This is a genomic window from Kitasatospora brasiliensis (assembly GCF_032654805.1).
Lineage (GTDB): Bacteria > Actinomycetota > Actinomycetes > Streptomycetales > Streptomycetaceae > Kitasatospora > Kitasatospora brasiliensis.
On record NZ_JAUOOW010000012.1, the window covers coordinates 14,088 to 38,185 of the forward strand.

Sequence of the window (24,098 nt, forward strand, 5' to 3'; positions counted from 1 at the left end):
GGGCAGGACACCGGCAATGACCGACACCACCACACCCGCCGGCCGCGCCGTCCACCTCCACGACCGCTACCCCACCCTCACCGAACTCACCGACACCGCCCACCAACTGGCCCACCGACGACCCGACCGGTGCCGGGTACGCACCATCGGCACCTCCCGCGCCGGCCGCCCCCTCACCCTGCTCACCGTCGGCCACGGCCCCCACCACATCCTCGTCGTCTCAGGCGCCCACGCCGACGAATTCGCCGCCCGCGCCGCCACCGCCGACCTCGCCCACCACGCCCTCACCACCCCCCACCCCGACCTCACCTGGCACTTCCTGCTCTGCCTCGACCCCGACGGCGCCCACCTCGCCGAAGCCAGCCGCCACGCCCGCACCCTGTCCGCCTACTACGACCACTACTACCGCCCCGCCGCCGACGAACAGCCCGAATGGGCCCCCGCCATCGGCATCGACCTCCCCGAAAGCCGCACCCTGCTCGACCTGATCGACGAACTGCGCCCCACCCTCCAGTTCTCCCTCCACAGCACCGACATCGGCGGCACCTTCCTCCAGGCCACCGACGACCCCACCCCCCTCACCGCCCCCTTCACCCGCTCCGCCGCCCACCACGGCATCCCCGTCGAAGCCGGCAACTACGACACCTTCCACCTGCACGAATCCGCCCCCGGCCTCTACCTGATGACCCCCCACCACATCGACCACCAGGAGAGCAGCACCGGCATGCTCACCCCCACCGCCCACACCGACGGCGGCCGGGCCGGCACCTGGTTCGCCCCCCGACGCCACGGCGGCCACAGCGTCCTGATCGAAGTCCCCGCCTTCACCAGCACCCGCCTCGGCGACACACGCCCCGCCGAAGCCGCCCCCCACCACCTGCGCACCCACGCCGACCGGCTACGCCGACGCGGCGCCCACCTCACCGCCCTCCTGGACGCCGCCCGACCCCACCTGCCCACCCCCGACACCCCCCTGCTGCGCGCCGCCCGCACCCCGCTCACCGCCCTGGACCAACTCGCCGACGCATGGGACCCCGACGTCCACGGCCACCGCCTCCTGCGCACCCCGATGACCGACTCCCGCCTCACCGGCATCGACCTGTGGTCCCACCGCCTGCCGGTACGCGCCGCCGCCCTGCTGCGCCGCGCCCTGCGCGCCGCCCACGCCCCCCAGGCCGCCCTCTTCGACCACCTCCTGAACGACTGGCGCACCCGCTACCAGCAGCGCTTCCACCCCGTCTGGCTCCCCGTCGCCCGCCAAGCCGCCCACCAGGCCACCACCGTCCGCGCCGCCGTAGCCCTGCGCCACCCGAGGCGCTGAACGTCCGCGCCCTCGGTGTCGATATGCGCCTGCACCCGCCCGACCGGCCCGGCGCGCTCTTCCCGAACGGGACCCTCGCACCAGCGGCCCGGACGCCGCAGCGCCCCGGACGCCGCAGCGCCCCGGACGCCGCAGCGCCCCGGGGGAGGCCGGGGCGGAGGGGGCCGGGGGGAGGGGCGGGCGGACGGACGGCGGCATGGACGGCTCCCGGGTCTCCTGCGCGGCGGCACGCCGATCCGGCGCGGCATCCCCGTCCGCCCGCTCCCGTCCCACCGGTGGCGGCGGGTGGTCGCCCCTCCGGCTCCGGAAGCCCCGGAAGCCCCCGGAGGCCCTGCGGCCCCGGGGGTCTGCGGCGGGGTGTCAGCCGATCAGGCGCAGCGCGGCGGTGGCGAAGGCGTGGTCCTGCTCGGGGGCGGCGCCGCCGATGCCGATGGCGCCGATCAGGCGGCCGTCGCGGTGGACGGGGACGCCGCCGGGGATGAACAGCAGCGGGCGGTCCAGGGCGGTGGGCAGGGTGTGGAACGGGCCGTCGGGCTTGACCAGCTCGACCAGGTCGGCGGTCGGGGCGTTCGTCTGGAGGGCGGTGTAGGCCTTGCGGGTGCTGGTCTCGCCGGATATCAGCACGGCCCGGTCGTCGCGGCGGAAGGCGAGCAGGTGGCCGCCCGCGTCCAGGACGGTGACGCTGACCGTGACCCCGGCGGCCTCGGCGGCGGCGTGGGCGGCGGTGACGAGGGTCTCGGCGTCGGCGGTGGTCAGCGGGGCGACGGCGGTGGCGGTGTTCACGAGTGGTTCTCCTGGTGGGGTGTCAGTGGTGGGCGAGGACGGGGGTGGCCTCGGCGGCCTCGGGGGCGTGGCCGCGGCGCTCCAGGGCGGCGGACCACAGGGCCAGTACGAGGGCCGAGGCGGCGAGGGCGGCGCCGACCCAGTTGGGGGCGGTGTAGCCGAGGCCGGCGGAGATGACGAGCCCGCCGAGCCAGGCGGCCAGCGCGTTGCCGAGGTTGAAGGCGCCGATGTTGACGGCGGAGGCGAGGGTGGGGGCGCCGTGGGCCTGGTCCAGGACCCGCTTCTGGAGCGGGGGGACGGTGGCGAAGCCGAGGGCGCCGACCAGCAGGATGGTGACGGCGGCGAGCACCTTGTTGTGGGCGGTGAGGGTGAACAGCGCCAGTGCCACGGTGAGTCCGCCGAGGGTGGTGTAGAGCATCGGCATCAGCTTGCGGTCGGCGTAGCGCCCGCCGAGCAGGTTGCCGAGGAACATGCCGACGCCGAGCAGCACCAGCAGCCAGGTGACGGAGCCGTCGGCGTAGCCGGCGACGTCGGTCATCATCGGGGCGATGTAGGTGATCGCGGCGAAGACCCCGCCGAAGCCGAGGACGGTCATCGCCATCGCGAGCAGTACCTGCGGGTTGCGGAAGGCGGTCAACTCCCGGCGCAGGTGGGCGCCTTCGGGGCGGGGCAGGTCGGGGACGAGCCTGGCGATGCCGAACAGTCCGATCAGGCCGAGCGCGGCGACGGCGGCGAAGGTGGTGCGCCAGCCGACGGCCTGGCCGGTGAAGGTGCCCAGCGGCACGCCGACGATGTTGGCGACGGTCAGCCCGGTGAACATGGTGGCGATGGCGCCGGCCTTCTTCTGCGGGGCGACGAGTTCGGCGGCGACGACGGAGCCGATGCCGAAGAAGGCGCCGTGGGCGAGCGAGGTGACGATGCGCCCGGCCAGCATCACGGCGAAGGAGGGGGCGGCGGCGGAGAGCAGGTTCCCGGCGGTGAACAGGCCCATCAGCAGCATCAGCATGGTCTTGCGGCCGATCCTGGTGCCCAGGGCGGTCATCAGCGGCGCGCCGAGGACGACGCCGAGGGCGTAGCCGGTGACCAGCAGGCCCGCGTGGGGGATGGAGACGCCGTAGTCGCCGGCGATCTCGGGCAGCAGACCCATGATCACGAACTCGGTGGTCCCGATCCCGAATGCGCCGATGGCCAGGGCGATGAGAGCGAGAGGCATGGGCCCAGCCCTTCCTGTGATTGCTTGAGTAAGCGCCTTGCGTGCTTGAACAATAGTTGCACACGCGCGATAAGTGCAAGCGCAGGTAAGGGGTGCGCGGTACGGGAAGGGTGGGTGAACGCGACCGGGCCCGGCCCGTCCCGAACCATGCGGTTCGGGGCGGGCCGGGCCCGGGGGAGGGGCCGGTGCCGGCTACGGCGCGGCGTCCACCGCCTCCACCGCCCTGACCAGCGAGGCCAGTTCGGGGTTGCGGGCGGCCTCGTCGAGCGCCTCGCGCAGGGCGGCGTCATTGGTCGGCCGGGCCCGCTCCAGCAGCTTCAGGCCGTCCTCGCTGACGTCGGTGTAGATGCCGCGGCGGTCGGTCGGGCACAGGTAGCGCGCCAGCAGGCCGCGGTCCTCCAGCCGGGTGACCAGGCGGGTGGTGGCGCTCTGGCTGAGCACGACCGCGTCGGCGACCTGCTTCATCTGGAGGTGCCCGCCGTCGCCCCCGTGCTGGCGGCTGAGCACGTCCAGCAGCGAGTACTCCCGCACGCTCAGGTCGTGCTCGCTCTGGAGGGCTCGCTCGATGTGGGACTCGATCCTGCCGTGCAGGAGGGACAGGGCGCCCCAGCCACTGGCGAGGGCGGTGAGCGCGGGGTCCGTGGCGGTCATGGCCTGGCCTCCTTGCAGGTGCGACTGGGGCCAGGATAAGCCATGGGGCGAAATACCGGCCAGAGCGCATAATGCGCTCGCACAAGCACCTCTCGTGTCGGGCACTGCCCAGTAACCGCGGGGTTTTGGCGCAAATGGTTCAGACCATTGACGCGAGGGGAAAGCAGATCCTACGGTGTCGGGCAACCGGCCTGGCGCGGGCATGCCATGTCTTGGGCAGGCCGCCGTGCGCACCCCCACGCGCACGCGCACGCCCCGCGCCGGGCGCACACTCCATCCACCCCCACGGAGGAGCACCATGCGCAAGCGCCACCTGTTCGCCACCGCACTGGCCGCGGTCGTCCTGCCGGTCGCCGCCGCCCTGCCGGCCCAGTCGCACGGCTTCATCAACCTGCCGCCGAGCCGCTCCGCGCTCTGCGGCGCGGGCGCCGTCCCGTGGGACTGCGGCGACATCCAGTGGGAGCCCCAGAGCGTCGAGGGCCCCAAGGGCTTCCCGAGCCGCGGCCCGGCCGACGGCACCATCTGTGCCGGCGGCGACGCCCGCTGGGCCCCGCTGGACAACCCCCGCGCCGGCGCCTGGCCGACCACCAAGGTGACGGCCGGCCAGCAGCTCACCTTCACCTGGGAGATCGAGGCCCGGCACTCGACCACCAACTTCAAGTACTACCTGACCAAGCCCGGCTACGACGCGAGCCAGCCGATCACCCGCTCCGCCCTGGACCTGACCCCGTTCCTGACCGTCCCCTACAACGGCCGCCAGCCCGACGCCACCACCACCCACACCGCGACCCTGCCCACCGGCCGCACCGGCCACCAGGTGATCGTCGCCGTCTGGGAGATCGCCGACACCGCCAACGCCTTCTACTCCTGCACCGACGTCCAGTTCTGACGGCTCCCGCCGCCACGACGGCCCCGGCCACCCCCCCCGCCGGGGCCGTCACCCCCGCAAGAGCCCCCGCCGTAGACCCCGACCCCGTGCTCGCGCGCGCCGCAAAAGCCGTAAATGGGTACATTGACGACATTTGGCAGCGCTGCCCGCCAGGCTCCGCGCCCCCAGGCTCCGCGCGTCCACGAAAGAAGGCCGACCGCCTTCGGAAAGGGTCTCCATGCGCCCCGACCTCAGCCCCGCCGTCCTCGCCGAGCTGCGCCGGCCGCGGCCCTACCCGGCGGTGTCGATCCTGATGCCCACCCACCGCCGCGAGCCGGACAACACCCAGGACCCGGTCCGGCTGCGCAACCTGCTGGCCGAGGCGAAGGAGCGCGTCCAGGCCGACCCGAAGGTCTCCCGCGCCGTACGCATCGACGTGCTGGAGCAGCTCGACCAGGCCCTCGCCGAGGTCGACCTGGTCCACGCCGAGGACGGCCTGGCGATCTTCGCCGCACCCGGCGAACACCAGGTCTGGTCACTCGGGCGCACCGCCCCCGCCCGGGTGGTCCTCTCCGACACCTTCCTGACCCGCAACCTGGTCGCCGCCCACGCCGCCGAACGCCCGCACTGGGTGCTCGCCGTCGCCGCCGACAAGGTCGTCCTGTGGGGCGGCACCAGCGAGAAGGTCACCGAGGACAAGGACCACGGCTTCCCCCTGGTGCGCGTCTTCGACAACCCCGACCCCGAACGCCAGGAGCAGATCGGCGACACCCCCAGCACCTTCCGCGACGAGGCCACCAAGACCTTCCTGCGCCAGGCCGACACCGAGGTCGGCAAACTGCTCGCCGCCGCCCCCCGCCCGCTCTACGTGGTCGGCGAGGCCGCCGCCCTCGCCCTGCTGGACGCCGTCGGCCCGATCGCCAGGGAAGCCGCCGCCCAGCTCCCGCACGGCGGCCTGGCCCAGGCCGACGCCGAGACCGTCCGCAAGGTGGTCGAACCCGCCGTCCGCGCCCAGGCCGAACGCGAGGTCGCCGAGAGCCTGGCCCGCCTCGACAAGGCCCGCGGCGCCCAGCAGTACGCCGCCGGCCTGGACGAGCTCTGGCAGACCGTCGGCGAAGGCCGCATCGACCGCCTGGTCGTCGAGGAGAACTACCGCGCCACCGTCCGCGACGACGGCGACCACCTCGTGCCCGCCGAGGCCGACCAGGAAGGCGCCCGCGAGGACATCGTCGACGAGGTGATCGAACGCACCCTGGACACCGGCGGCCAGGTCGGCTTCGTCCCCGACGGCACCCTCGCCGACAGCGACCGCATCGCCGCCGCCCTGCGCTACTGACCCACCCACGGGCGGCCGCGCACCCGCAACCGTCGCACAGCGCGACCGACACCGCCGGCGCGGCCGCCCCGCGAACCGAGCCCCAACCCCACCCGCCCCACCCGTACGGAAACGAACCGGCCAACCATCGCAAGGAATACGCCAATGTCGCCCACCGCACGCGCAATGGTCACGAACGGTTTTCGAATACGTGGCACCCGGTTCGGCCATCGTCCCTAGCCTGCGCGCATGACACAGAGTCACCACGCCCCCGCGGGCCGCCGCACCGGCCCGCTCGCCGCCGCCGTCGCCGCCTGCCTCGCCCTCACCGCCGTCGCCCTGAACGCCCCCAGCGCCGTGTCCGCCGAACCCGCAGCACCCGCCCCCGCCGCGACCGCCGCCCCGGCCCCCGGCCAGGTCGTCCTCGACGAGCACTTCGACGGCCCCGCCCTGCCCGCCGGCTTCACCGCCGTCGAAGGCGACTGGAAGGTCGAGAACGGCCGCCTCGTCGGCACCTCCGCCAACGCCGGCCAGCAGAGCCGCATCACCTTCGGCCGCCACCTCGACGACTTCCGCATCGAGGCCACCGCCCGCTTCGAGACCGCCCAGGACACCGCCCGCTGGACGGCGCTCGGCCTCGACATCCCCGCCTCCGGCGCCACCCCCTGGTCCATCGCCACCATGCGCACCGGCACCACCGCCGGCAACGGCCTCGAATTCGCCCAGCGCACCCCCGCCAACGCCTGGAACGTCACCAACACCGCCGCCGCCCCCACCGCCGCCGGCACCGGCCGCGACGTGCGCATCGCCATCGAGGTCCACGGCACCACCGCCCGCTGGATCTTCGACGGCAAGGAGGCCCTGCGCACCACCCAGGTCGCCCGCACCCCCGACGGCGGCCAGGCCTTCATCGTCAACGGCGCCAAGGTCTCCTTCGACGACCTCAAGGTCACCGCCCTGGCCCCCGGCGGCTGGCTGCGCCCGGCCGGCTCCCCGCTGACCGTCTTCGCCCACCGCGGCGCCTCCTCCGCCGCCCCCGAGAACACCCTGGTCTCCGACGAGATCGCCCGCCGCGGCGGCGCCGAATGGATCGAGAACGACGTCCAGCCCAGCAAGGACGGCGTCCCCTACGTCCTGCACGACGACACCGTCGACCGCACCACCAACGGCAAGGGCCGCATCCGCGACCTGACCGCCACCCAGCTCGACTCCCTGGACGCCGGCTCCTGGTTCGGCCCCGTCTACGCCGGCACCCGCATCCCCACCCTGGCCGCCCAGCTGGAGGACCTGCGCACCCGCGGCGGCAACCTGCTGCTGGAGATCAAGGGCCCGCACAGCCGCGACGAGGTCGCCCGGATCGTCAAGGAGATCCGCGACCACCGGATGACCGGCCGCGTCTTCGTCCAGAGCTTCGAGGTCGACGCCCTGCGCCACACCCGCGAACTGGCCCCCGAACTCCCGCTCGGCCTGCTGCGCGGCGACCTGGACGCCGACCCGGTCGCCATCTCCAAGGAACTGGGCCTGTCCGCCTACAACCCCTCCGACGGCGGCCTCGCCCCGCGCCTGAACGTGGTCAAGGACCTGCACGCCGCCGGCGTCGCCGTCAACGTCTGGACGGTCGACTCCGCCACCCGCTGGAAGGCCCTGGAGGCCGCCGGCGTCGACGGCGTCATCACCAACCGCCCCGCCGAACTGGCCGGCTGGAACACCGCCTGGCTCCAGGGCACCACCACCCCCGTCCAGCCCGCCGCGCCCACCGTCGCGATAACCTCCCCGGCCGCCGGCGCCACCCTGGACCGCGCCCAGCAGCCGGTCACCGCCGTCCAGGCCACCGGCGCCGACACCGTCCGCCTCACCCTGGACGGCAAGGACCTGGCACCCGGCACCGCCCTGGACACCACCGCCCTCGCCCTCGGCAAGCACACCCTGCGCGCCGAGGCCACCGGCCCCGGCGGCCGCGCCGAGACCACCGCCGAGTTCACCGTCGCCGCCACCCCCACCGGCCTGGCCGCCCTGGTGCTCACCTCCGGCGCCGACCGCAACGCCGTCGCCACCCTGACCGTGATGCTCGGCCAGGGCCAGTACCAGCCGCTCGCCCAGTGGGCCGACAACCAGTCCGGCCGCGGCATCCCCGCCGAGCGCGCCCGCCTGATCGCCGCCGAGGCCCGCGCCCTGGACACCGCCACCCGTAGCTGACGCCCCCTCGGCGCCGCTTCGGCACCCCCTCGGCACTCCTTCGGCCCCGTACCGTCCGCGCCGGTGCGGGGCCGTTCGTCCGCTGCCAAGCAGTAGGTGGTAGACGATCGATCAACGCAGACGGACCGCATCGCGACGGCCGCCCCGCGCCCGCCCGCCGCACCGTCCACCACGCGTCTACCGCCGCCCGCCAGAGTCATGCCCGTTCCCGAAGCGGGCCGCCCGACGGCGCCCGGCAGACAACCCCCAAGAGAGACGCACATGTTGCTTCGCAAGGTTCTCGGAACCGTGGCCGCCGCCGTCACGGCGGCCGCCGGCCTCACCTTCGTCACGCCGACCACGGCCTCCGCCGACATCACCAGCGGGGTGCAGTGCCGCCAGTTCTTCGGCGGGATCAGCACGCCCGTCGTCTCGCAGTCGGGGCCCATCACGAGGAGTTCGGGAGGAGCCGGGGGCATGGACCCGGGCGCGCTGCTCGGCGGCATCTTCTCGGGCGCCCAGTTCATCAAGTCGCTGATCGACGAGGCCAACAAGGCCGCCCAACTCCGCGAGAACCAGGCCGGGTTCGTGGAGAGCCTGGAGAAGAACCTGGAGTACCTCACCAGGGGCGAGTACAACATCAGCATCGTCCGCGCGGGCAAGGGCTTCTCGGAGAACATCCTCCAGAAGGCCAACTGCTTCGGCACCGTCAAGTACGAGGGCGGCTCCGAGGAGACGGCGCTGTACGACGTGTACGTCTTCGACGGCGACGGCCAGGTGTGGAGCAACAACGGCGCCTACGGCTACCAGAACTGGCGGCACTACGGCTTCACCCACTCCACCGGCACGGCCGGCAGCACCACCGACAAGTACACCTACTGGTTCCCCACCACCATCCAGAAGTCCGCCCACGACGCGGCCGACGCCCGCAACCGCGGGTCGGCCGGCAAGCCCGCCCACGGCAAGGTCGTCTCGCTGATCTCCGACAACGGCCTCGCGGTCGACCTCGCGGACGGCAAGACCTTCGCCGGGAACAAGATCCAGGCCTACGGGCCGAACGGCTCCCAGGCCCAGAAGTGGGCGCTGTGGGACAAGGGCAACGGCAACTGGCAGATCGAGACCGACTTCCGCGGCAAGATGCTGGTCGACGTCATCCCCAACAGCTGGTACACCCACCTGGTGCAGGACAACGGCGGCACCAACCAGCTCTGGCGCTTCGAGGACTACGGCAACGGCTGGTACCGCATCCGCGGCGTCTACAACATGCAGAACGGCTACCCCAACGGCGGCTGCCTCACCGCCGACTCCCAGGGCGTCCAGCTGGCCGCGCTGGACTGCAACCGGCCCACGGGCGGCGGCCAGCTCTGGAAGCTGATGTAACACCCCCCTGTCAGACCCTGGGCCCCGTACCGTCCGCCGACGGTACGGGGCCCGGGCGCGCGCCCGGCAGATGCCGACACACCGTCAAATGACGGATGCCGGACCGCCACCGCGCGGACCACACTGGGCGGCGCACGACGCCACCGCACCAGGAGGAACCGGCATGATCGACAGGCGCACCTTCACCAAGGCCGTCGGACTCGGCGCGGGCACCACCGCCCTGTCCCTGACCGCCCTGCCCCAGGCCGCCGAAGCCGTCCCGGGCGAAGTCGCCCTGACCGCCCCGGCCGCCCCGGCCGTCTCGGTCGCCTCGGCCGCCTCGGCCGTCGAAGCCGCCCCGGGCACCCCCGTGGTCCGAGGCGGCTTCGCCCGTACGGCCCACATCCGGGCCGGCCTCCTGGACGTCGGCTACGCCGAGGACGGCCCCGCCGACGGCCCCGCGGTGATCTGCCTGCACGGCTGGCCGTACGACATCCACAGCTACACCGACGTCGCCCCGCTGCTCGCCGCCCGCCCGAAGACTGCGGTGCCCACCGTCGCCCTCGTCTCCAGTCGCGACCCGTTCGCCGTCCCCGGCTACCACGACTTTTTCACCTGATTCCGGCGAGGAATCAAGGGCTTCAGTCTCGGGTGGAATTGGCTCCTTGGGCTGGCGCCACGAAGGTGGCGGAGTTGTCTTTTCTATGCTCTGACCTGCCGATTTGATTGTTCGATTTTGGGCGAACTATCTTTCCCTACATGAAGGTTGTCGTCCGGGTGAAGCTTGAGCCGTCGCCGTGTCAGGCGGACGCGCTCGCTGCGACGCTGCGGGCGTGCAACCGGGCCGCGAACCACATCTCCCGCGTCGCCTTCGAGAAGAAGGAGACCCGGCGCAACGGCTTGCAGCCGCTGGTGTACCGGCACGTCAAGGACGAGTACGGTCTGGGCGCGCAGGCTGCTGTCAGGTCGGTGAAGAAGGTCTGCGACGCCTACGCCACCCTGCGGGCGAACCTCAGAGCCGGCAACCTGGGCCCGAAGGGATCGAAGCGCCGGAACAAGGCCGAGTCCAAACCGATCGGCTTCCGCGACGACGCCGCGCAGCCGTTCGACGACCGGATGCTGACGTGGAACACCGATATGAGGACCGTGTCCGTCTGGACGACGGCGGGGCGGTTGAAGGGCATCGGGTTCCGCTGCTCGCAGGATGCGCTCAAGATGCTCGTTGACCATCGGCGGGGCGAGTCGGACCTGGTGTTCCGTGACGGCCGGTGGTACCTGTTCGCGACCTGTGACATCCCCGAACCTCCGGTCGCCGAGCCGGTCGACTGGCTCGGGGTGGACCTCGGGATCGTCAACATCGCCACCACCTCCGACGGCGTGGTCATGTCCGGACGCCGCCTGGAGCGCTACCGCAAGCGCATGCGCGCGGTGACGGCGAAGCTCCAGGCCAAGAAGACCAAGAATGCGAAACGCCGGCTGAAGGCGATCCGCCGCCGCGAAGCCCGGTTCGCCACCGACACCAACCACCGCATCTCCAAGACCCTCGTCACCACCGCTGAACGCACCTCGCGCGGAATCGCCCTGGAAGACCTCACAGGCATCCGCGAGAGGGTCACGGCCAAGCACGACCAGCGGTACCGCCTCCACTCCTGGGCGTTCGCCCAGCTCGGAGCCTTCGTGGAGTACAAGGCCCAGCGCGCCGGGGTCCCCCTCGTACGCGTCAACCCGGCCCACACCTCCCGCCAGTGCTCCACCTGCCGACACATCGACCGGCGGAACCGAGTGGACCAGGCCACGTTCGCATGCCGCTCCTGCGGAACGACCATGCACGCGGACATCAACGGCTCCCGCAACATCCGCCACCGCGCGGCTGATGCGTGGCAGCGGGGCGCAGTCAACCGCCCCAGCAGCGTCTGACACTGCTGAGACGAGGTGGCCACCGGCGGGGCAACTCACCGGACACACGGCCAACCTCAAGCCCGGCCCTTCAAGGCCGAGTCGTTGACCGGCCCCTACCTGCACCGCACGCTGCCCGAGGTCGGCCACAACGTGCCGCAGGAGGCGCCGGAGGCCTTCGTCCGGGCTGTTGTCGACGCCGACCACCTCTGAGCGGCGGACGGCTCAGGACCAGTACAGGGACCACAGCTGCTCGTACCCGCTGTCGCAGGTCCACTGCAACACCGGCGCGCCGACGGCCGCGCACAGGCCGCTGTTGAGGTTCTTGAGAGGGGAGTCCTCTACCAGCGCCTCGGGGCTACCGGTTGACCGGTTGCGCCCCTCGCCCCGGACAGGGCGAGGGGCGCCGGGCCATCAGGAGTGGTGGTCGAATTCGCCGGTCTTGATGTCGCGGAGGAGGGCGGCGAGGGCAGTTGGAGTGCTACGGAGGACGAGGTGGCCTTCGTCGGACTCGCGGAGTTCGAGCGTGCCGCTGACCGCGCGGACCTCCAGGCACGCGTTGTTTGAACCGGAGTAACTCGACTTCTGCCACACGGAGTTATTCATACTTGATCTCGATTTCCTTCTTGATTTGCCGGATGAACTCTCGTGACTCTTCCTCCGAGAGTGCGACGGACGCCATCCGGGCGAGCATCTCGCGATAGTTCGCGAGTGGTGCAGGAGAGTCGAGAATCAGACTGCTGTGGGTGGTGTCGATCTGAGCTGAGTCCAGCTCGGGTACAGCACCTTCTGCGTAGTTGAGGTTCTCGCTTGGGCCGGGCAGGGACTCGATGTCGAACGGGACTGCGCGGATCGAGACCTCCGGGGTCTCGGAGTGCCTGATGAGGGAGTCGAGTTGGTCGGCGAGAACCTTCGGTCCACTGAACTGCATGCGGAGTGCCGCTTCGTGGATGAATGCGCGGTAAGGCACCCCGCCTGGGCGGATGACTTGTTGCCGCTTCATCCGAAACTTCATTCGGACGTCGACCTCATGGTGAGGCAAGGGTGGGATTGCTCTTGCAAAGACTGAGGCAGCGTAGGCATCAGTTTGTAGAAGTCCTGGGACGAACGTGATCGTGTAGGCGGTGATCCTTGCTGCGGAGTGCTCAAACTCTGCGAGATCGAGCACGTCTGAGGCGATGGATCCGCGGAACTCCTCCCACCATCCTTTCGTGCGTTCAGTGGTCAACTCGGCAAGTGCGTCGATCAGGGGCTGGTTGCCGCACATGCATGCAGCGGCGATGGTTCGCAGTCGCTCGACGCTGATCCCGCCCTTCCCGCTCTCCATCTGCGTGATCTGTGCGGGCTGGATACCGAGCCTGCGAGCCAGCTCGCTGCCGCCGAGGCCAGCCTGCTCCCGCATCCTCCGCAGTTCGGTCCCGATCCGCCGCTGGCGAAGGGTTGGGTTTGGTCGTAGCGCCATGATTACCAGTTTGCCGCAGGTCGGGGCGGTGAGGATGCCACGATCGGGGGAACCTCCCGGACATCGGCTCAATTTTGAGACCACCTGCGCTAGGGTCGATCTCACCTCGATCCGACGGATCGTCAGTAATGCCTGCCAGCAGGCACCGCAGAGCAGCCATGTCCGATTCCTCCTGGCCTGGCTCACGGCGACATGTGTTCCGCCGGTTCCTCCCTATCTACGCCTCGGGAGATTTCCCATGCGTCACATCAACACCCCCACCATTGCCCTCGCCCGGCAGACCCTCCACAACGCCATGACGGGCATCGGCTGGTCCCCCTCCCCGATCTTCGACGCGCAGCTCGCCCTCGTCGAACTCCTCGTCAACGCCTGGCGCCACGGCGACACCCCCGCCCCGCTCGTCGAGATCGTCTCCGTCAACGACTCGCTGCGCGTCGCCGTCACGGACGAGAGCCCCGTCATCCCCTCCGCCCCACCCCTCTCCCTCCTCGCCGAGTCCGGCCGGGGCCTCCAGCTCGTCGCCGGTCTCACCCGCAGTTGGGGCGTCGACTCCCACGAGCGCGGCAAGTCCGTGTGGTTCACGATGGGACCGGTCGCGTGAGGCGCCCCCTGATGCTGCCGACCGATCCGCAGATCCGGCACTACACCGAGGACCACATCCGCACCCTCCTCGCCGAAGTCCAGGAGCGCGGACGGAAGTTCGGCCTGATCTTCCCCTCCGCGACCACCGGCCAGACCATCGACGGCCGCGTCCTGGTCTGCTTCAACACCGCCCCGGCCTCGACCCTCCTCAACCTCCTCGTCCTCCTCCTCGACGCCGAACGCGAATTCTTGTGAGACCGGTTCAGAGCTCGGCGGGCGGCAGACCGAGCTGCTCGTGCCACGCCCGGCGGCCTGCGGGCGTCACGAGGAGCGCGCGGCTGGTGCCGATGCGCGTCATCCATCCTGCGTCGAGTGCGTGGGCGCACAGGGCAGCGCCCACGGCGCCGCCCAGGTGGGGACGGCGCTCGGTCCAGTCGAGGCACGCACGCACCGGCGGTCGGCGTGAGCCGGCGGGCACCGCCACACCGGCCTCGGTGAGCCAGCGGGCGCCCTTGCCGGTCAGGCCCGGCTCGGGGCCCCACTCCAGCAGTCCGCGCTCGACCATCGCGTCGGTGACGGCCAGCGCGACGGTCCCGGCCAGGTGGTCGTAGCACAGCCGTGCACGGGCCAGCGCCTGCTGCCGGCCGGAGGCCGCGAGCGAACGCGGTGGGGCGCTGCGCCGGGGAGCCAGCGCGGCGAGGCTCTCGATCAGCTCGACCACCCTGGGGTCGGCCACCCGTACGTAGCGGTGGCGTCCGTGCCGCTCCTCGACGAGGAGTCCGCCGCCCACGAGCAGGTTCAGGTGCGAGGTCGCGGTGGACGGTGCGACGCCGGCGTGACGCGCGAGTTCGTTCGCCGTCCACGCCCGGCCGTCGAGCAGGGCCAGGCAGAAGGCGGCCCGGGTGTCGTCGGCCAGCAGCCTGGCCACGCCCGCCAGGTCCACGCCCACATCCCGACCTGCGCGCTGAACGTCCACGGTGCCCATTGTCGTCGACGTTCCTTCGACGTCCGTCGAAGTGTCCCCGTCCTAGCGTCGGTACCTCGTGCGGGGCCCGCCGGCCCCGCACCTGAATCCGCGCCCACGCACTGGAGCAACCATGCCCTCGTCCGACCCGACCGCCACCGCCTTCCACCCTCCAGGGCCCGGGCGGGAGCTGGTGGTCACCGACGCTCCCACCCCGGCGGACATCGCGGTGATCTCGGACGCGCTGGACCGCTTCAACACCGAGCACACGGGAGTCGCGGACCGCAGACGGCTCGCCGTCCTGGTCCGCGATCCCGGGACGGGCCAGGTGGTCGGCGGGCTGACCGGGCGGACCTCCCTCGGGCTGTTCTTCCTCGACCTCTTCCACCTGCCGCCCCGTCTGCGCGGCGGCGGGCTGGGTGCGGAGGTCCTCCGGCAGGCCGAGAACGAGGCCCGCGCCCGCGGCTGCCGCACGGCCGTGCTCTACACGATCACCTTCCAGGCCCCCGGCTTCTACGAGAAGCAGGGGTGGAGGCGTCTGGGAGAGGTGCCCTGCGACCCGCCGGGCAGCAGCCGGGTCTTCATGACCAAGGAACTCGCCGCCCCGAGCGGCGAACCGGTGCGGCCGCGGTGACGTCCGGCGCGCAGGAAGTCGGCGGGTCCGACGTCCTGCGCGCGGACCTCCCGTACGGACTACCGGCCGGCGCCCCTGGCGCGCAGGAGGTCCGCTATGCGGGCGTCGACCTGTTCGCGGTCGTAGCCCCGCCACCTGATCTGGAACGCCGGAGGGGCCGGCGGGGGACCGGCCTGGGACAGGGCGGCGAGATAGCTGTCGACCTGAGGGCGGTCGTAGCCGCGCCGCACCAGGTCGAAGCCGCGGAACTCGGATGGTGTCGACACGTCGTGGGTCCTCCGATCCGGCCTTCCCGACAAAGGCCTCAGGACTCCCGATCCTCACACGGATCGCGCCGGGAGCCGAGAGGCGGGGAGACCCGGTGCCCGCCCAGGCGGCACCCGGAGGCCTACGAGATCGCCGGGGAGAGGACGACACCGCACACGGAGTACCGTCCCGCCTGATCGATGATCGTCCGTATCCTCCGTGCGACCCCGCGGCCACCCACGCGCCGGGGGCTGCGGCACTGCGCCCACCCCGAAATGCGTCACGTCAACTCCGAGCGCAAGAGTGCGCAAACTGCGTGACAGGAGGGATGCCAATACCGCTACGGTTCTTTGGCATTGACCCGGAGACTGGCCGGGGGAACTCAGGAGGGCGTGTGATGAGTCAGAGCGTTCCCGGCTTTGCCGAGATGCTGAGCTCGGCGAAGAACTCGGCGGTTCACCTGGAACTGCGTGACCAGTACAGCGTCGCCGAGGAAGTCTCCGAACTCGCCAAGTGGCGTCGTGGCGAAGCCGTCGATGTGGACCCGGACTCGGAGTACTGGAGCGGGTGGAGCGACCTCATCCGCAGCGCCGTCGCCCGAGGGGTGCGGGTGCGTCGGGCCCGTGTCGTCTCGGTGCCTGTCACGGATTACGTTCGGTATGAACACCACATCACGGTCGTGAACCTGGCCATCGGTGAGCAGGTGCGTTGGCTGCCTCGCAGCGAGACATCGGGACTCGCCTTGCCGGGCAACGACTTCTGGCTGGTGGACGGGCGTGCCGTTCGCTTCAACCTGTTCGATGGTCCCGGTGCCGCGTTGGACCCGCAGTATTCCGAGGACCCTGCGGTGATCGAGCTGTGCGCCGGTGCCTTCGACGCGGTGTGGGAACGCGGCGTGGATCACAAGAAGTTCGCCGTCTGATTCTGCGGATACTGGACAGCCAGCTCATGTCGTCGTCACCGTCTTCCAGCACTGTCGCGGCACGGAAGGCCATCGCCGACCAACTGGTCGAGATCCGCAAGGACGCCGGAATCAAAGGGGGAGAGCTCTCCGCCATCTGCGGTTGGCACCCGGCCAAGACCTCCCGCATTCAGTCCGGCAAGTCCGCTCCGTCGGAAGGCGACATCAGGGCCTGGTGCACCGCCTGCTCGGCCGACGACCGGATTCCCGACCTGATCGCGGCATCCCGCGCCGCCGAATCGATGTACCAGGAGTGGCGGCGCCGGAACAGCTCCGGCCTGAGGCTCGCCCAAGAACGGGTCATCGGCGACTACGAGCGCACGAGGCTCTTCCGGATCTACGTCTCGAACGTGCTCCCCGGCTTCTTCCAGACCGCCGAGTACGCGACGGCGCTCATGCGGTCCATCACGGACTTCCAGGGCACCCCGGACGACGTCGCCGCGGCCGTACCGGCACGCCTGGCACGGGCGCAGCTCATGTACACGGGGGCGCACCGGTTCGCGGTCCTGATCGAGGAGTGGGTGCTGCGGACCAGGATCGGCAGCGCGCAGGACATGGCCGCTCAACTCGGCCACCTGCTCACCCTGATGTCGCTGCCGTCCGTCTCGGTCGGCGTCATCCCGCTCGGCCGCCCGCGAGTGATCTGGCCCCTCGAAGCCTTCTACCTGTTCGACGATCGCCGGGTGGCGGTGGAGAACCTGACGGCGAAGGTCAACGTGCTCCAGCCCAGGGAGATCACGGACTACCTGCGGGCCTTCATGGGCCTGTCCGGCATGGCCGTGTACGGGGCGAAGGCCAGAGCGCTGATCGCCGCCGCCATTGACTCTTTGGAGTGATGGCCCGCAAGAAGGCGCAAGTTCGTTGAGCGCGCGGCGCCAGGGTCCCTACGGTCTGTCATATATCTCCGCTGCGGTCCAGATGGGATCGCGCGGCCTGAACTCCCTTACCACCAGCATGAATTGGAGCACCGATGGCAATCGCACCGTGGGGCACCACCCGCATGGAGCCGTTCGCGGCCACCGTCCCGGTCCCGCAGTTCACACCCGTCATCGACCCCGAGACGCAGGTCGCCGTGTTCGTGGACGAGCGCGGCCGCACGGTGGACATGGGCGGTCACGGCACCAGCACCCCCGGTTTGACGCCCACGCAGACCACGCCCGACGGAAACCCGAAGAGCCCGACCGACGTCGACACCACCGAGTCCTACGACCAGGACCAGAGCAGCGACTGATGGGCGGCCGAAGCGGGTCGGTGCTGGTGCTGACCAATCCCTTTGACGTGACGGCGGACGTGGTACTGCGGGCGCTCGCCGAGCGCCGGGTCCCGGTGGTCCGTCTCGATCCCGGCACCGACCTGCACGCGGGTGCCTCGCTGACCGCCGCCTACCGCACGGGCGGTCGGCGGGGCATCCTGCGCACGGCTGATCGGGACCTCGACCTGTTGGCGGTCCGGTCCGTCTGGGTGCGCCGGGCCTCGCCCTACGAAGGCCCGTCCGAACTGGGCGGCCAGGAGCGCCGGTTCGCCGCCTCGCAAGCTCTGTGGGGCGCGGGCGGCATCCTCGCTTCGCTCCCCGCCGCCCACTACGTGAACCATCCGTGGGCCAACCGTGCCGCCGAGAACAAACCGGCGCAGCTCGCGGCCGCGCAGCGCTTCGGGTTTCCGGTCCCCGACACGGTGATCACGAACAGCGCGGACGAGGCCCGGGAGTTCGTGGCGGCCCAGGACTTCGGGGCGGTGTACAAGCCCCTGTGGAACACCCCCTACGCGGTCGACGGGCGCCCTCACGCCGTGTGGGTGCGCGAGGTCGATCCCGCCGACATCACCGGCGCCGTGTCCGCCTGCCCGCACCTCTTCCAGGCGAAGGTGCCGAAGGCGTTCGACGTGCGGGTGACGGCCGTCGGCGACCGTCTGTTCGGCGTCCGGATCGACAGCCCCGACCTCGACTGGCGGCGCCGCCAGGACCGGATGGCGTGCACGCCGATCGACGTACCCGAGCAGGTCGCCCGCCCGATCGCTGCTTACCTGGCCGAACTCCGTCTGGTCTACGGCGCGTTCGACTTCGCGGTGACCGCCTCGGGCGCCTGGTACTTCCTCGAATGCAATCCGAACGGCCAGTGGGCGTGGCAGCCGGCCGAGACCACCGACGCCATCGCCCACGCCCTCGCCGACCAGCTCCAGAAAGGGCCGTGACACGTGAGCACACCGGCCGAACTCCGCACCGCGCTCGCCGACCGGCTCGCCGGGGACGGCGTGCTGACCGAACCCGGGTGGGAGAGCGCCGCGAGGGCCGTTCCGCGGGAGCTCTTCGTCGGACGCTACTTCGCCCCGGTCGCCGGCAGTGTCCCGACCGCCTACCGGCCCGTGCGCGAGGGCGAGCCCGGGTGGCTGGAGGGGATCTACTCCGACGAGACGCTGGTCACCCAACTCGACGGCCGTATCAGGCCCGACGACGTGGCCGGAGAGGCCGCGACCGGCATCCCGTCCTCGTCGTCCACCCTGCCGTCCGTGGTGCTGCGCATGTGGCAGCAGCTCGGCGTCGAGGCCGGGCACCGGGTGCTGGAGGTCGGCACCGGGACGGGGTACTCGACCGCGCTCGGCGCCCACCGCCTGGGGGACGCCGACCTCACCAGTGTCGAGTACGACCCGGTGGTGGGCGCGGCCGCCGCGGCGGCGCTCAAGGCCGCCGGATTCTCCCCTCGGCTGGTCATCGGCGACGGGCTGCGCGGCGATCCGGAGGGCGGGCGGTACGACCGGCTCATCGCGACCTGCTCGGTGCGGTACGTCCCGTTGCCGTGGCTCCATCAGGTCAGGCCGGGCGGCCGGATCCTGGTCACCCTCTCCGGCTGGAGCTACGCGAACGCCCTCGCGCTGCTGGAGGTGACCGGCCCCGGCGAGGCCACCGGCCGGTTCCTCGCCGACCAGAGCAGTTTCATGATCGCCCGCCCGCACGACCGGCCGCCCCGCCCGACGCTGGACCTGCTGCCCGGCGAGGAGCGTGGGACCGGCCTCGACCCGGCGGTGCTCGACGGTCGGACGGGCGGCTGGGTGGCCCAACTCGCCGTACCCGGGGCCATCCGCACGGGAGTGGGGGAGCGGCAGATCCTGTGGGACCTCGCCACCGGATCGCAGGCCCGTACGGCACCCGGCCCTGACGGCGGGTGGGCCGTGACGCAGCGCGGGCCCGTGCGGCTGTGGGACCGGGTCGAGCGCGCCCTCCGGTGCTGGCAGGCGGCCGGTGCGCCGCCGCAGGACGGCTTCGGGCTCACCGTGTCGGCGGCCGGGCAGCGGGTCTGGCTCGGCGCCGAGGCCGGGCCGGGGTGGGACCTGCCGATCTGACCCGGGCAGGCCGGAGGACGACACCGGCACGCCCTCTCCCACGTGGGCATGTCGTCCGGTCAGAGGGGGTGCGGTCGACGCTGTGCTGTCCGGCGCTCCATCGACGGCGTCGCGGTCCCCGGTGTTTCCCTTGACTTTCCAGCACAGGAGAGCGTTGTCGAAGTCGAGCTGCTTCGAGACGGCCTCCGGTGGCCGCGCGCGCTGAGTCGCGGGAGGCTTCCGGAGGGTCGGTTAGGGTGGTCAGGCCCAGACGCTGACGACGAAACGATCTGGCCATCTCCAGGGGGTCTCTCGCGGTGCGCACGTTCGGTCTCAAGCCGTGGGCACGGCGAGTGGAAGCCGAAGGGCCCGGCGACGCTTCGGCGCCTGGGGGATCCAGATCCTGGACCGTCATGGCGGCTTGCGGAGCAGCGGTGTCACTGGCCGTGTTCGCGATCGTGCGTCACTTCCACGGGGCGTCCATGGTGGACATGCTCGTCTACAGAGCCGAGGGTGCCGCGGTCGTCCATGGCGAGGACCTCTACGCGATGCGGCTGCCGGGGTGGGACCTGCCGGCCACCTATCCGCCCTTCGCCGCGATGCTCTTCGTGCCGAGTACCTGGTTCGATGTCAGCACGCTGCGGGTCCTGGTGGTCCTCTCCAACCTCGCCCTGCTCGCTCTGGCCGTCCATCTGTCCTTCCGTCTGATCGGCTGGCCGCGAGAGCGCCACCGTTCGGCCGCCGTCCTTCTGGCCACGGGCCTCGGCGTCTGGCTGGAGCCGGTGTACACCACCTTCCAGTACGGTCAGGTCAATCTCGGTATCCTCTGCCTGGTCCTGTGGGATCTGACCCGCCAGGACAAGAACCGGTTCAAGGGCGTGGGCATCGGTCTGGCCACCGCCATCAAGATCACACCAGGCCTGTTCGCGGTGTACCTGCTCCTGACGGGCCGCATCAGGGCCGCCCTGGTCTCGGGCGGCACGTTCCTGGCGGCCGGCCTGGTCGGCGCTCTCGCGCTGCCCGACGCCTCCTACGGGTTCTGGACGAACTACCTGTGGGACCCGAGCCGCGTCGGTGTCACGGTCCTCATGGACAACCAGTCGCTCCGTGGAGCGGTCTGCCGGCTCCTCGACGTCAACGACCCGGGGCTGATCGGGTTCGCCGCCTCCGCTGTCATCGGGACGCTCGGTATCACCGTGGCCGTTCTCGCCGGGCGCTCCGCTCGGGTGCTGCGCCGAGCCGACGCCTGGGGCGCCGTCTGCACCGCCCTCACCGCGCTGCTGGTCTCACCGATCAGCTGGACGCACCACTGGGTCTGGTGCGTCCCTCTCATCGCGCTCCTGGTGGTGGAGGCACGGACGAGGGCGCGGCGGGCGCTGCTCTGTCTCACGCTGGCGGTGTTCCTCTCCCACGCCATGTGGATCCCGCCTCATCGGTGGGGACGCGGTGTCGCCTGGTACTGGCAGCTGCCGGGTTCGATCTACCCGCCCCTGGGCATCGCCGTTCTCGTCGTGGTCGGGTCCAGGCTGTACCGCACACGGCGTCAGGCCGGTGCCGGGTCCAGGGGAGGCTGGGCCTCCCCGCCCAGCAGGACCGATCACGACGCCGCGCTGACGAATCAGACCTGACATGACCACTCAGGCCGAACCGGCGTTGCCGCCGCTCGCCGACACGCCCGGCACGCGTGAACGGTCCTCGACCGTCGCCCTCACGCCGGCCCGGCGCACCGCGCTGCTGAGCGTCCTCTGCTTCGCCGTCATGCTCGCCATCGGTACGCAGGGCTGGACATCCGTCTCGCTCGGCGGATTCGATCTCGGCATCTTCGACCAAGGCGTGCGCGGGTACGCCCACCTCGGGCTGCCCGTGTCTTCTCTGAAGAGCTACCACCACGAGTTCCCACCCGGCTTCTCCCTGCTGGGCGACCACTTCTCCCCGGTCCTGGCCCTGCTCGCGCCGCTGTACTGGATCTGGGACGACCCGCGCTCGCTGATCATCGGCCAAGCCCTGCTCTTCGCGGCCGGCGTACCCCTGATCCGGCGGATCACCGCCTACTGTTTCGCCCACGCCGAGCACAGGACGGCGCGCCGTGCCGGCGACCTGGCCGGACTGGTCTACGCGCTCGGCTGGCCGCTGCTCGTCGCCTCCCGGGTCGGGTTCCACGAGGTCGCCTTCGCGGTCCCGCTGACCCTGCTGATGCTGGAGCGCGGCCTCGCGCGGAAGTACGGCACGGTGGTGCTCGCCGCCGTCCTGCTCTGCTGCACCAAGGAAGACCTGGGCCTCATGGTCGGGGCGTACGGCCTGGTCCTGCTCCTACGGGCCCGCGGCTCGAAGGACCGTGCCGGTCGCCTCACCGGGACGGGCCTGCTCCTGGGCGGCCCGCTCGCCTCGGCGGTGACGGTCACATGGCTCATCCCCGGGATGGGAGGCGAGCCGGGCTACTACTGGAACTACGGCTCGCTCGGCCCCGACGCCGGTGGCGCGCTCCGTAACCTGCTGCACGACCCGCTGCTGCTGGTGCAGGCGGCGTTCGACCAGCCGCTCAAGCCGCTGCTGCTGCTCTGGCTCTTCGGCACGATGCTCCTGCTGCCACTGCGGTCGGCAACCGTGCTGTGCGCCCTTCCGCTCCTGGCCGAGCGGATCCTCTCCAGCAACCCCAACCACTGGTCGATCGCCCGCCACTACGACTCCATGCTCTGGCCGATCATGCTGACGGCCACCATCGAGGTACTGGGCAGGCTGAGCGCCGACGAGAAGACCGCCCGACGTGCCCGCGCACTGGGCCTGGCAACGGCAGGCTGCATGCTGGTCACCGCCGTACCGATCGGGCTGGTGAACCTCGTCGTGCCCGCCTACTGGCAACCCAAGCCGAGCGAGGCCGCCCTGGTACGGGCAGCCGCGCTCATCCCCGACGGCGCGGGGGTCGAGGCGGACAACCAGATCGCGCCGCGACTGACCGCGAGGGCCGACGTGGTGCTGGTGGACGAAACTCCGCGAGGACGTGAGTACGTGCTCACGAGGTCCGACAAGCGGTCATTCCCCTTCGCCACGGACAAGCAGCAGGCAGGCCGCATTCAGCTCCTACTGAACCACGGGTACCGGCAGATCTGGGCCGAGGACGGAGTGGTCCTCCTCCATCGGGAAGGCACCGACCCCGTCCCCGGAGAACACGTGCCGGGCCCGGGCAGCACACCGGTTCAGGACAAGGTCCCGTCCGATGTGGGGCACAACCTGTTCCGCGGCTGACGGGTGCGGCGTGGGCGTCGCCGCGGACCGTGGCAGGCCTGTTGCACGCGAAGTGGCGCAGCTCACTGCCGTACGGCGGGTGGGCGTGATCGCATCACCGGATGCGCCAGTCCTCCATGTCCCGCCCTGTGCTGACGTCATGTCATATCGCCGTGGCCGCCCTGCTGTTGGCGGGCTGCGGCTCCGCCGCGCCCTCGGCCCCCGGTGATCTCCACCCCGCCCCGGCGGCCTCCGGCGGCCCCGGGCCGTGCGGCACGCCGCCGCCGAGCGCGCCCGGCCTGCCGCAGCCGACGAAGTTCGCCCAGGGCGGGGTGGAGATCACCGGGATCGGCCCCGACTGCGTCGCGTACCGGGTGGCCAATCCGAACCTCGAACCGTACGACGTCACCGCGGTGTTCGGCGTCCCCTCGGCGGTGGGGGCCGGGTCGGAGAACGTGTCCGAGGCCGTCACCGCGCTCGAACCCGGCGCCACCCGGCAGGGGCGCCTGGACTTCCACCCGGCCGCGGCCGACCGGCCCGGCGGCGGCCCGCAGCCCAGGCTCGTCCAGGTCCGCTCGGTGCCCACCGCCGAGGCGCCCGGCACCGGCGGCCCCTGTCCGGCCTCCGGTCTGCGGCTGTACGCCGACGAGGGCAGCGCCGCGATGGGCCTGCGGGCGGTCGGCCTGCACCTGCGCAACTGCGGCACCGCGGCCGTCACCCTGGACGGCTACCCGCGGGCGCAGCCGCTCGGCTTCGACCACCAGCCCGTCGACGGGGTGCGCATCCTGCGGGGCGGCGCCGAGATCGCCGCCGGCACCGGCGCCGACGACCCGCCGCAGAAGATCGTGCTGAACCCGGGGGAGGGGGCCCGGGCGACCCTGGTGTGGCGCAACACCACCGAGGCCGGCACCCCGGTCAGCGCCCCCTACGTCCGGGTGCGCGCCACCCCCGACGCGGCGCCGGTGATGGTCACCCCGGAGCTGGACCTCGGCACCACCGGACGCCTGGGCGTCGGCGCCTGGGTGCGGGAGGGCGTCGACTGACACGCGAAAGGCCGCCGGCCCGGCACGCTCCCCCGTGGCGTGCCGGGCCGCCGGCCCGTCTCCGCTGCTTCGCGCGGGCCCGGACCGG

Annotated in this window: 25 protein-coding genes and 1 pseudogene; 19 read left to right on the plus strand and 7 right to left on the minus strand. The window is 71.6% G+C overall.

Annotated elements, in window-relative coordinates; translation table 11 throughout:
• Nucleotides 1-16: 16 nt before the first annotated feature.
• Nucleotides 17-1,321 carry a M14 family zinc carboxypeptidase gene (locus QWJ13_RS33830; protein WP_316529522.1) on the plus strand — a complete coding sequence of 435 codons (1,305 nt, stop codon included), beginning with the start codon at nt 17-19 and terminating at the stop codon, nt 1,319-1,321.
• Nucleotides 1,322-1,681: 360 nt separating this feature from the next.
• On the opposite strand, the gene QWJ13_RS33835 is transcribed toward QWJ13_RS33830, so the two are convergent.
• From QWJ13_RS33835 to QWJ13_RS33845, 3 genes are all read right to left on the minus strand, one after another.
• Nucleotides 1,682-2,104, minus strand: a complete 423-nt coding sequence (locus QWJ13_RS33835; protein ID WP_316529524.1) for a GlcG/HbpS family heme-binding protein — start codon at nt 2,102-2,104, stop codon at nt 1,682-1,684.
• A 22-nt stretch (nt 2,105-2,126) separates the two neighbouring features.
• On the minus strand, nt 2,127-3,317 hold the full coding sequence (locus QWJ13_RS33840) for an MFS transporter (protein ID WP_316529526.1): 1,191 nt from the start codon (nt 3,315-3,317) through the stop codon (nt 2,127-2,129).
• A 192-nt stretch (nt 3,318-3,509) separates the two neighbouring features.
• Complete coding sequence (locus tag QWJ13_RS33845; protein ID WP_316529528.1) at nt 3,510-3,968, minus strand: MarR family winged helix-turn-helix transcriptional regulator; 459 nt, start codon at nt 3,966-3,968, stop codon at nt 3,510-3,512.
• A gap of 298 nt (nt 3,969-4,266) precedes the next feature.
• Between QWJ13_RS33845 and QWJ13_RS33850 the strand changes: the two genes are divergently transcribed.
• From QWJ13_RS33850 to QWJ13_RS33880, 7 genes and pseudogenes are all read left to right on the plus strand, one after another.
• Nucleotides 4,267-4,857: a lytic polysaccharide monooxygenase gene (locus tag QWJ13_RS33850; protein WP_316529530.1), complete on the plus strand. Its 591-nt coding sequence runs from the start codon at nt 4,267-4,269 to the stop codon at nt 4,855-4,857.
• A gap of 217 nt (nt 4,858-5,074) precedes the next feature.
• Entirely contained in the window at nt 5,075-6,172 is a 1,098-nt protein-coding gene (locus QWJ13_RS33855) for a baeRF3 domain-containing protein (RefSeq protein WP_316529532.1), read from the plus strand.
• Between the two features lie 228 nt (nt 6,173-6,400).
• Nucleotides 6,401-8,347: a glycerophosphodiester phosphodiesterase family protein gene (locus tag QWJ13_RS33860; protein ID WP_316529534.1), complete on the plus strand. Its 1,947-nt coding sequence runs from the start codon at nt 6,401-6,403 to the stop codon at nt 8,345-8,347.
• A 261-nt stretch (nt 8,348-8,608) separates the two neighbouring features.
• On the plus strand, nt 8,609-9,706 hold the full coding sequence (locus QWJ13_RS33865) for an RICIN domain-containing protein (RefSeq protein WP_316529535.1): 1,098 nt from the start codon (nt 8,609-8,611) through the stop codon (nt 9,704-9,706).
• Nucleotides 9,707-9,869: 163 nt separating this feature from the next.
• Nucleotides 9,870-10,304, plus strand: a complete 435-nt coding sequence (locus tag QWJ13_RS33870) for a hypothetical protein (protein WP_316529537.1) — start codon at nt 9,870-9,872, stop codon at nt 10,302-10,304.
• Nucleotides 10,305-10,411: 107 nt separating this feature from the next.
• On the plus strand, nt 10,412-11,602 hold the full coding sequence (locus QWJ13_RS33875) for an RNA-guided endonuclease InsQ/TnpB family protein (RefSeq protein ID WP_316529539.1): 1,191 nt from the start codon (nt 10,412-10,414) through the stop codon (nt 11,600-11,602).
• Between the two features lie 78 nt (nt 11,603-11,680).
• A pseudogene (locus QWJ13_RS33880) lies at nt 11,681-11,794 on the plus strand (alpha/beta hydrolase); the annotation flags it as partial.
• 201 nt (nt 11,795-11,995) lie between these two features.
• Here QWJ13_RS33880 and QWJ13_RS33885 read toward each other — a convergent pair.
• The gene (locus QWJ13_RS33885; RefSeq protein WP_316529541.1) at nt 11,996-12,175 is read right to left on the minus strand and encodes a DUF397 domain-containing protein; all 180 of its coding nucleotides are present in this window, start codon (nt 12,173-12,175) and stop codon (nt 11,996-11,998) included.
• Nucleotides 12,176-12,179: 4 nt separating this feature from the next.
• Nucleotides 12,180-13,043 (minus strand): helix-turn-helix domain-containing protein, encoded by an 864-nt coding sequence (locus QWJ13_RS33890; protein ID WP_316529543.1) that lies wholly within the window; start codon nt 13,041-13,043, stop codon nt 12,180-12,182.
• Nucleotides 13,044-13,281: 238 nt separating this feature from the next.
• On the opposite strand from QWJ13_RS33890, the gene QWJ13_RS33895 reads away from it, so the two are divergent.
• Nucleotides 13,282-13,644 (plus strand): ATP-binding protein, encoded by a 363-nt coding sequence (locus tag QWJ13_RS33895; RefSeq protein ID WP_316529544.1) that lies wholly within the window; start codon nt 13,282-13,284, stop codon nt 13,642-13,644.
• Nucleotides 13,641-13,880 (plus strand): hypothetical protein, encoded by a 240-nt coding sequence (locus QWJ13_RS33900; protein ID WP_316529546.1) that lies wholly within the window; start codon nt 13,641-13,643, stop codon nt 13,878-13,880. Before QWJ13_RS33895 ends, QWJ13_RS33900 begins: the two co-directional genes overlap by 4 nt.
• A gap of 7 nt (nt 13,881-13,887) precedes the next feature.
• Here the strand turns inward: QWJ13_RS33900 and QWJ13_RS33905 are convergent, their stop codons facing one another.
• Nucleotides 13,888-14,610: an ArsR/SmtB family transcription factor gene (locus QWJ13_RS33905; RefSeq protein ID WP_316529548.1), complete on the minus strand. Its 723-nt coding sequence runs from the start codon at nt 14,608-14,610 to the stop codon at nt 13,888-13,890.
• Nucleotides 14,611-14,722: 112 nt separating this feature from the next.
• Here QWJ13_RS33905 and QWJ13_RS33910 point away from each other — a divergent pair, with 112 nt between their 5' ends.
• Entirely contained in the window at nt 14,723-15,223 is a 501-nt protein-coding gene (locus QWJ13_RS33910) for a GNAT family N-acetyltransferase (protein WP_316529550.1), read from the plus strand.
• A 59-nt stretch (nt 15,224-15,282) separates the two neighbouring features.
• On the opposite strand, the gene QWJ13_RS33915 is transcribed toward QWJ13_RS33910, so the two are convergent.
• Nucleotides 15,283-15,489, minus strand: coding sequence for a hypothetical protein (locus QWJ13_RS33915; protein ID WP_316529553.1), 207 nt, complete (start codon nt 15,487-15,489; stop codon nt 15,283-15,285).
• Between the two features lie 377 nt (nt 15,490-15,866).
• On the opposite strand from QWJ13_RS33915, the gene QWJ13_RS33920 reads away from it, so the two are divergent.
• The 8 genes from QWJ13_RS33920 to QWJ13_RS33955 all read left to right on the plus strand — a co-directional run bounded on the left by QWJ13_RS33920 (nt 15,867) and on the right by QWJ13_RS33955 (nt 24,010).
• Nucleotides 15,867-16,391, plus strand: a complete 525-nt coding sequence (locus tag QWJ13_RS33920) for a DUF6879 family protein (RefSeq protein WP_316529554.1) — start codon at nt 15,867-15,869, stop codon at nt 16,389-16,391.
• A 26-nt stretch (nt 16,392-16,417) separates the two neighbouring features.
• Nucleotides 16,418-17,266, plus strand: coding sequence for a helix-turn-helix domain-containing protein (locus QWJ13_RS33925; RefSeq protein WP_316529556.1), 849 nt, complete (start codon nt 16,418-16,420; stop codon nt 17,264-17,266).
• 134 nt (nt 17,267-17,400) lie between these two features.
• Nucleotides 17,401-17,661 carry a putative ATP-grasp-modified RiPP gene (gene tgmA, locus QWJ13_RS33930; protein ID WP_316529558.1) on the plus strand — a complete coding sequence of 87 codons (261 nt, stop codon included), beginning with the start codon at nt 17,401-17,403 and terminating at the stop codon, nt 17,659-17,661.
• Nucleotides 17,661-18,620: an ATP-grasp ribosomal peptide maturase gene (gene tgmB, locus QWJ13_RS33935; RefSeq protein ID WP_316529559.1), complete on the plus strand. Its 960-nt coding sequence runs from the start codon at nt 17,661-17,663 to the stop codon at nt 18,618-18,620. The genes tgmA and tgmB overlap by 1 nt, the downstream gene beginning before the upstream one ends.
• Before the next feature lie 3 nt (nt 18,621-18,623).
• Nucleotides 18,624-19,766, plus strand: a complete 1,143-nt coding sequence (tgmC, locus tag QWJ13_RS33940; protein ID WP_316529561.1) for an ATP-grasp peptide maturase system methyltransferase — start codon at nt 18,624-18,626, stop codon at nt 19,764-19,766.
• Between the two features lie 413 nt (nt 19,767-20,179).
• Nucleotides 20,180-21,373: a glycosyltransferase 87 family protein gene (locus tag QWJ13_RS33945; RefSeq protein ID WP_316529563.1), complete on the plus strand. Its 1,194-nt coding sequence runs from the start codon at nt 20,180-20,182 to the stop codon at nt 21,371-21,373.
• Nucleotide 21,374: 1 nt separating this feature from the next.
• Entirely contained in the window at nt 21,375-22,988 is a 1,614-nt protein-coding gene (locus QWJ13_RS33950; protein WP_316529565.1) for a DUF2079 domain-containing protein, read from the plus strand.
• 101 nt (nt 22,989-23,089) lie between these two features.
• On the plus strand, nt 23,090-24,010 hold the full coding sequence (locus tag QWJ13_RS33955) for a DUF4232 domain-containing protein (protein WP_316529567.1): 921 nt from the start codon (nt 23,090-23,092) through the stop codon (nt 24,008-24,010).
• The last annotated feature ends 88 nt before the right edge of the window (nt 24,011-24,098 follow it).

What these genes read in the sequence shown, in the direction of transcription:
- QWJ13_RS33850 (WP_316529530.1), top strand. Translation starts at nt 4,267, where the DNA reads ATGCGCAAGCGCCACCTGTTCGCCACCGCACTGGCCGCGGTCGTCCTG.
- QWJ13_RS33830 (WP_316529522.1), top strand. Translation starts at nt 17, where the DNA reads ATGACCGACACCACCACACCCGCCGGCCGCGCCGTCCACCTCCACGAC.
- QWJ13_RS33840 (WP_316529526.1), bottom strand. Translation starts at nt 3,317, where the DNA reads ATGCCTCTCGCTCTCATCGCCCTGGCCATCGGCGCATTCGGGATCGGG.
- QWJ13_RS33925 (WP_316529556.1), top strand. Translation starts at nt 16,418, where the DNA reads ATGTCGTCGTCACCGTCTTCCAGCACTGTCGCGGCACGGAAGGCCATC.
- QWJ13_RS33955 (WP_316529567.1), top strand. Translation starts at nt 23,090, where the DNA reads ATGCGCCAGTCCTCCATGTCCCGCCCTGTGCTGACGTCATGTCATATC.
- QWJ13_RS33950 (WP_316529565.1), top strand. Translation starts at nt 21,375, where the DNA reads ATGACCACTCAGGCCGAACCGGCGTTGCCGCCGCTCGCCGACACGCCC.
- tgmA (WP_316529558.1), top strand. Translation starts at nt 17,401, where the DNA reads ATGGCAATCGCACCGTGGGGCACCACCCGCATGGAGCCGTTCGCGGCC.
- QWJ13_RS33870 (WP_316529537.1), top strand. Translation starts at nt 9,870, where the DNA reads ATGATCGACAGGCGCACCTTCACCAAGGCCGTCGGACTCGGCGCGGGC.
- QWJ13_RS33860 (WP_316529534.1), top strand. Translation starts at nt 6,401, where the DNA reads ATGACACAGAGTCACCACGCCCCCGCGGGCCGCCGCACCGGCCCGCTC.
- QWJ13_RS33920 (WP_316529554.1), top strand. Translation starts at nt 15,867, where the DNA reads ATGAGTCAGAGCGTTCCCGGCTTTGCCGAGATGCTGAGCTCGGCGAAG.
- QWJ13_RS33910 (WP_316529550.1), top strand. Translation starts at nt 14,723, where the DNA reads ATGCCCTCGTCCGACCCGACCGCCACCGCCTTCCACCCTCCAGGGCCC.
- QWJ13_RS33845 (WP_316529528.1), bottom strand. Translation starts at nt 3,968, where the DNA reads ATGACCGCCACGGACCCCGCGCTCACCGCCCTCGCCAGTGGCTGGGGC.
- QWJ13_RS33855 (WP_316529532.1), top strand. Translation starts at nt 5,075, where the DNA reads ATGCGCCCCGACCTCAGCCCCGCCGTCCTCGCCGAGCTGCGCCGGCCG.
- QWJ13_RS33905 (WP_316529548.1), bottom strand. Translation starts at nt 14,610, where the DNA reads ATGGGCACCGTGGACGTTCAGCGCGCAGGTCGGGATGTGGGCGTGGAC.
- QWJ13_RS33890 (WP_316529543.1), bottom strand. Translation starts at nt 13,043, where the DNA reads ATGGCGCTACGACCAAACCCAACCCTTCGCCAGCGGCGGATCGGGACC.
- tgmB (WP_316529559.1), top strand. Translation starts at nt 17,661, where the DNA reads ATGGGCGGCCGAAGCGGGTCGGTGCTGGTGCTGACCAATCCCTTTGAC.
- QWJ13_RS33895 (WP_316529544.1), top strand. Translation starts at nt 13,282, where the DNA reads ATGCGTCACATCAACACCCCCACCATTGCCCTCGCCCGGCAGACCCTC.
- QWJ13_RS33865 (WP_316529535.1), top strand. Translation starts at nt 8,609, where the DNA reads ATGTTGCTTCGCAAGGTTCTCGGAACCGTGGCCGCCGCCGTCACGGCG.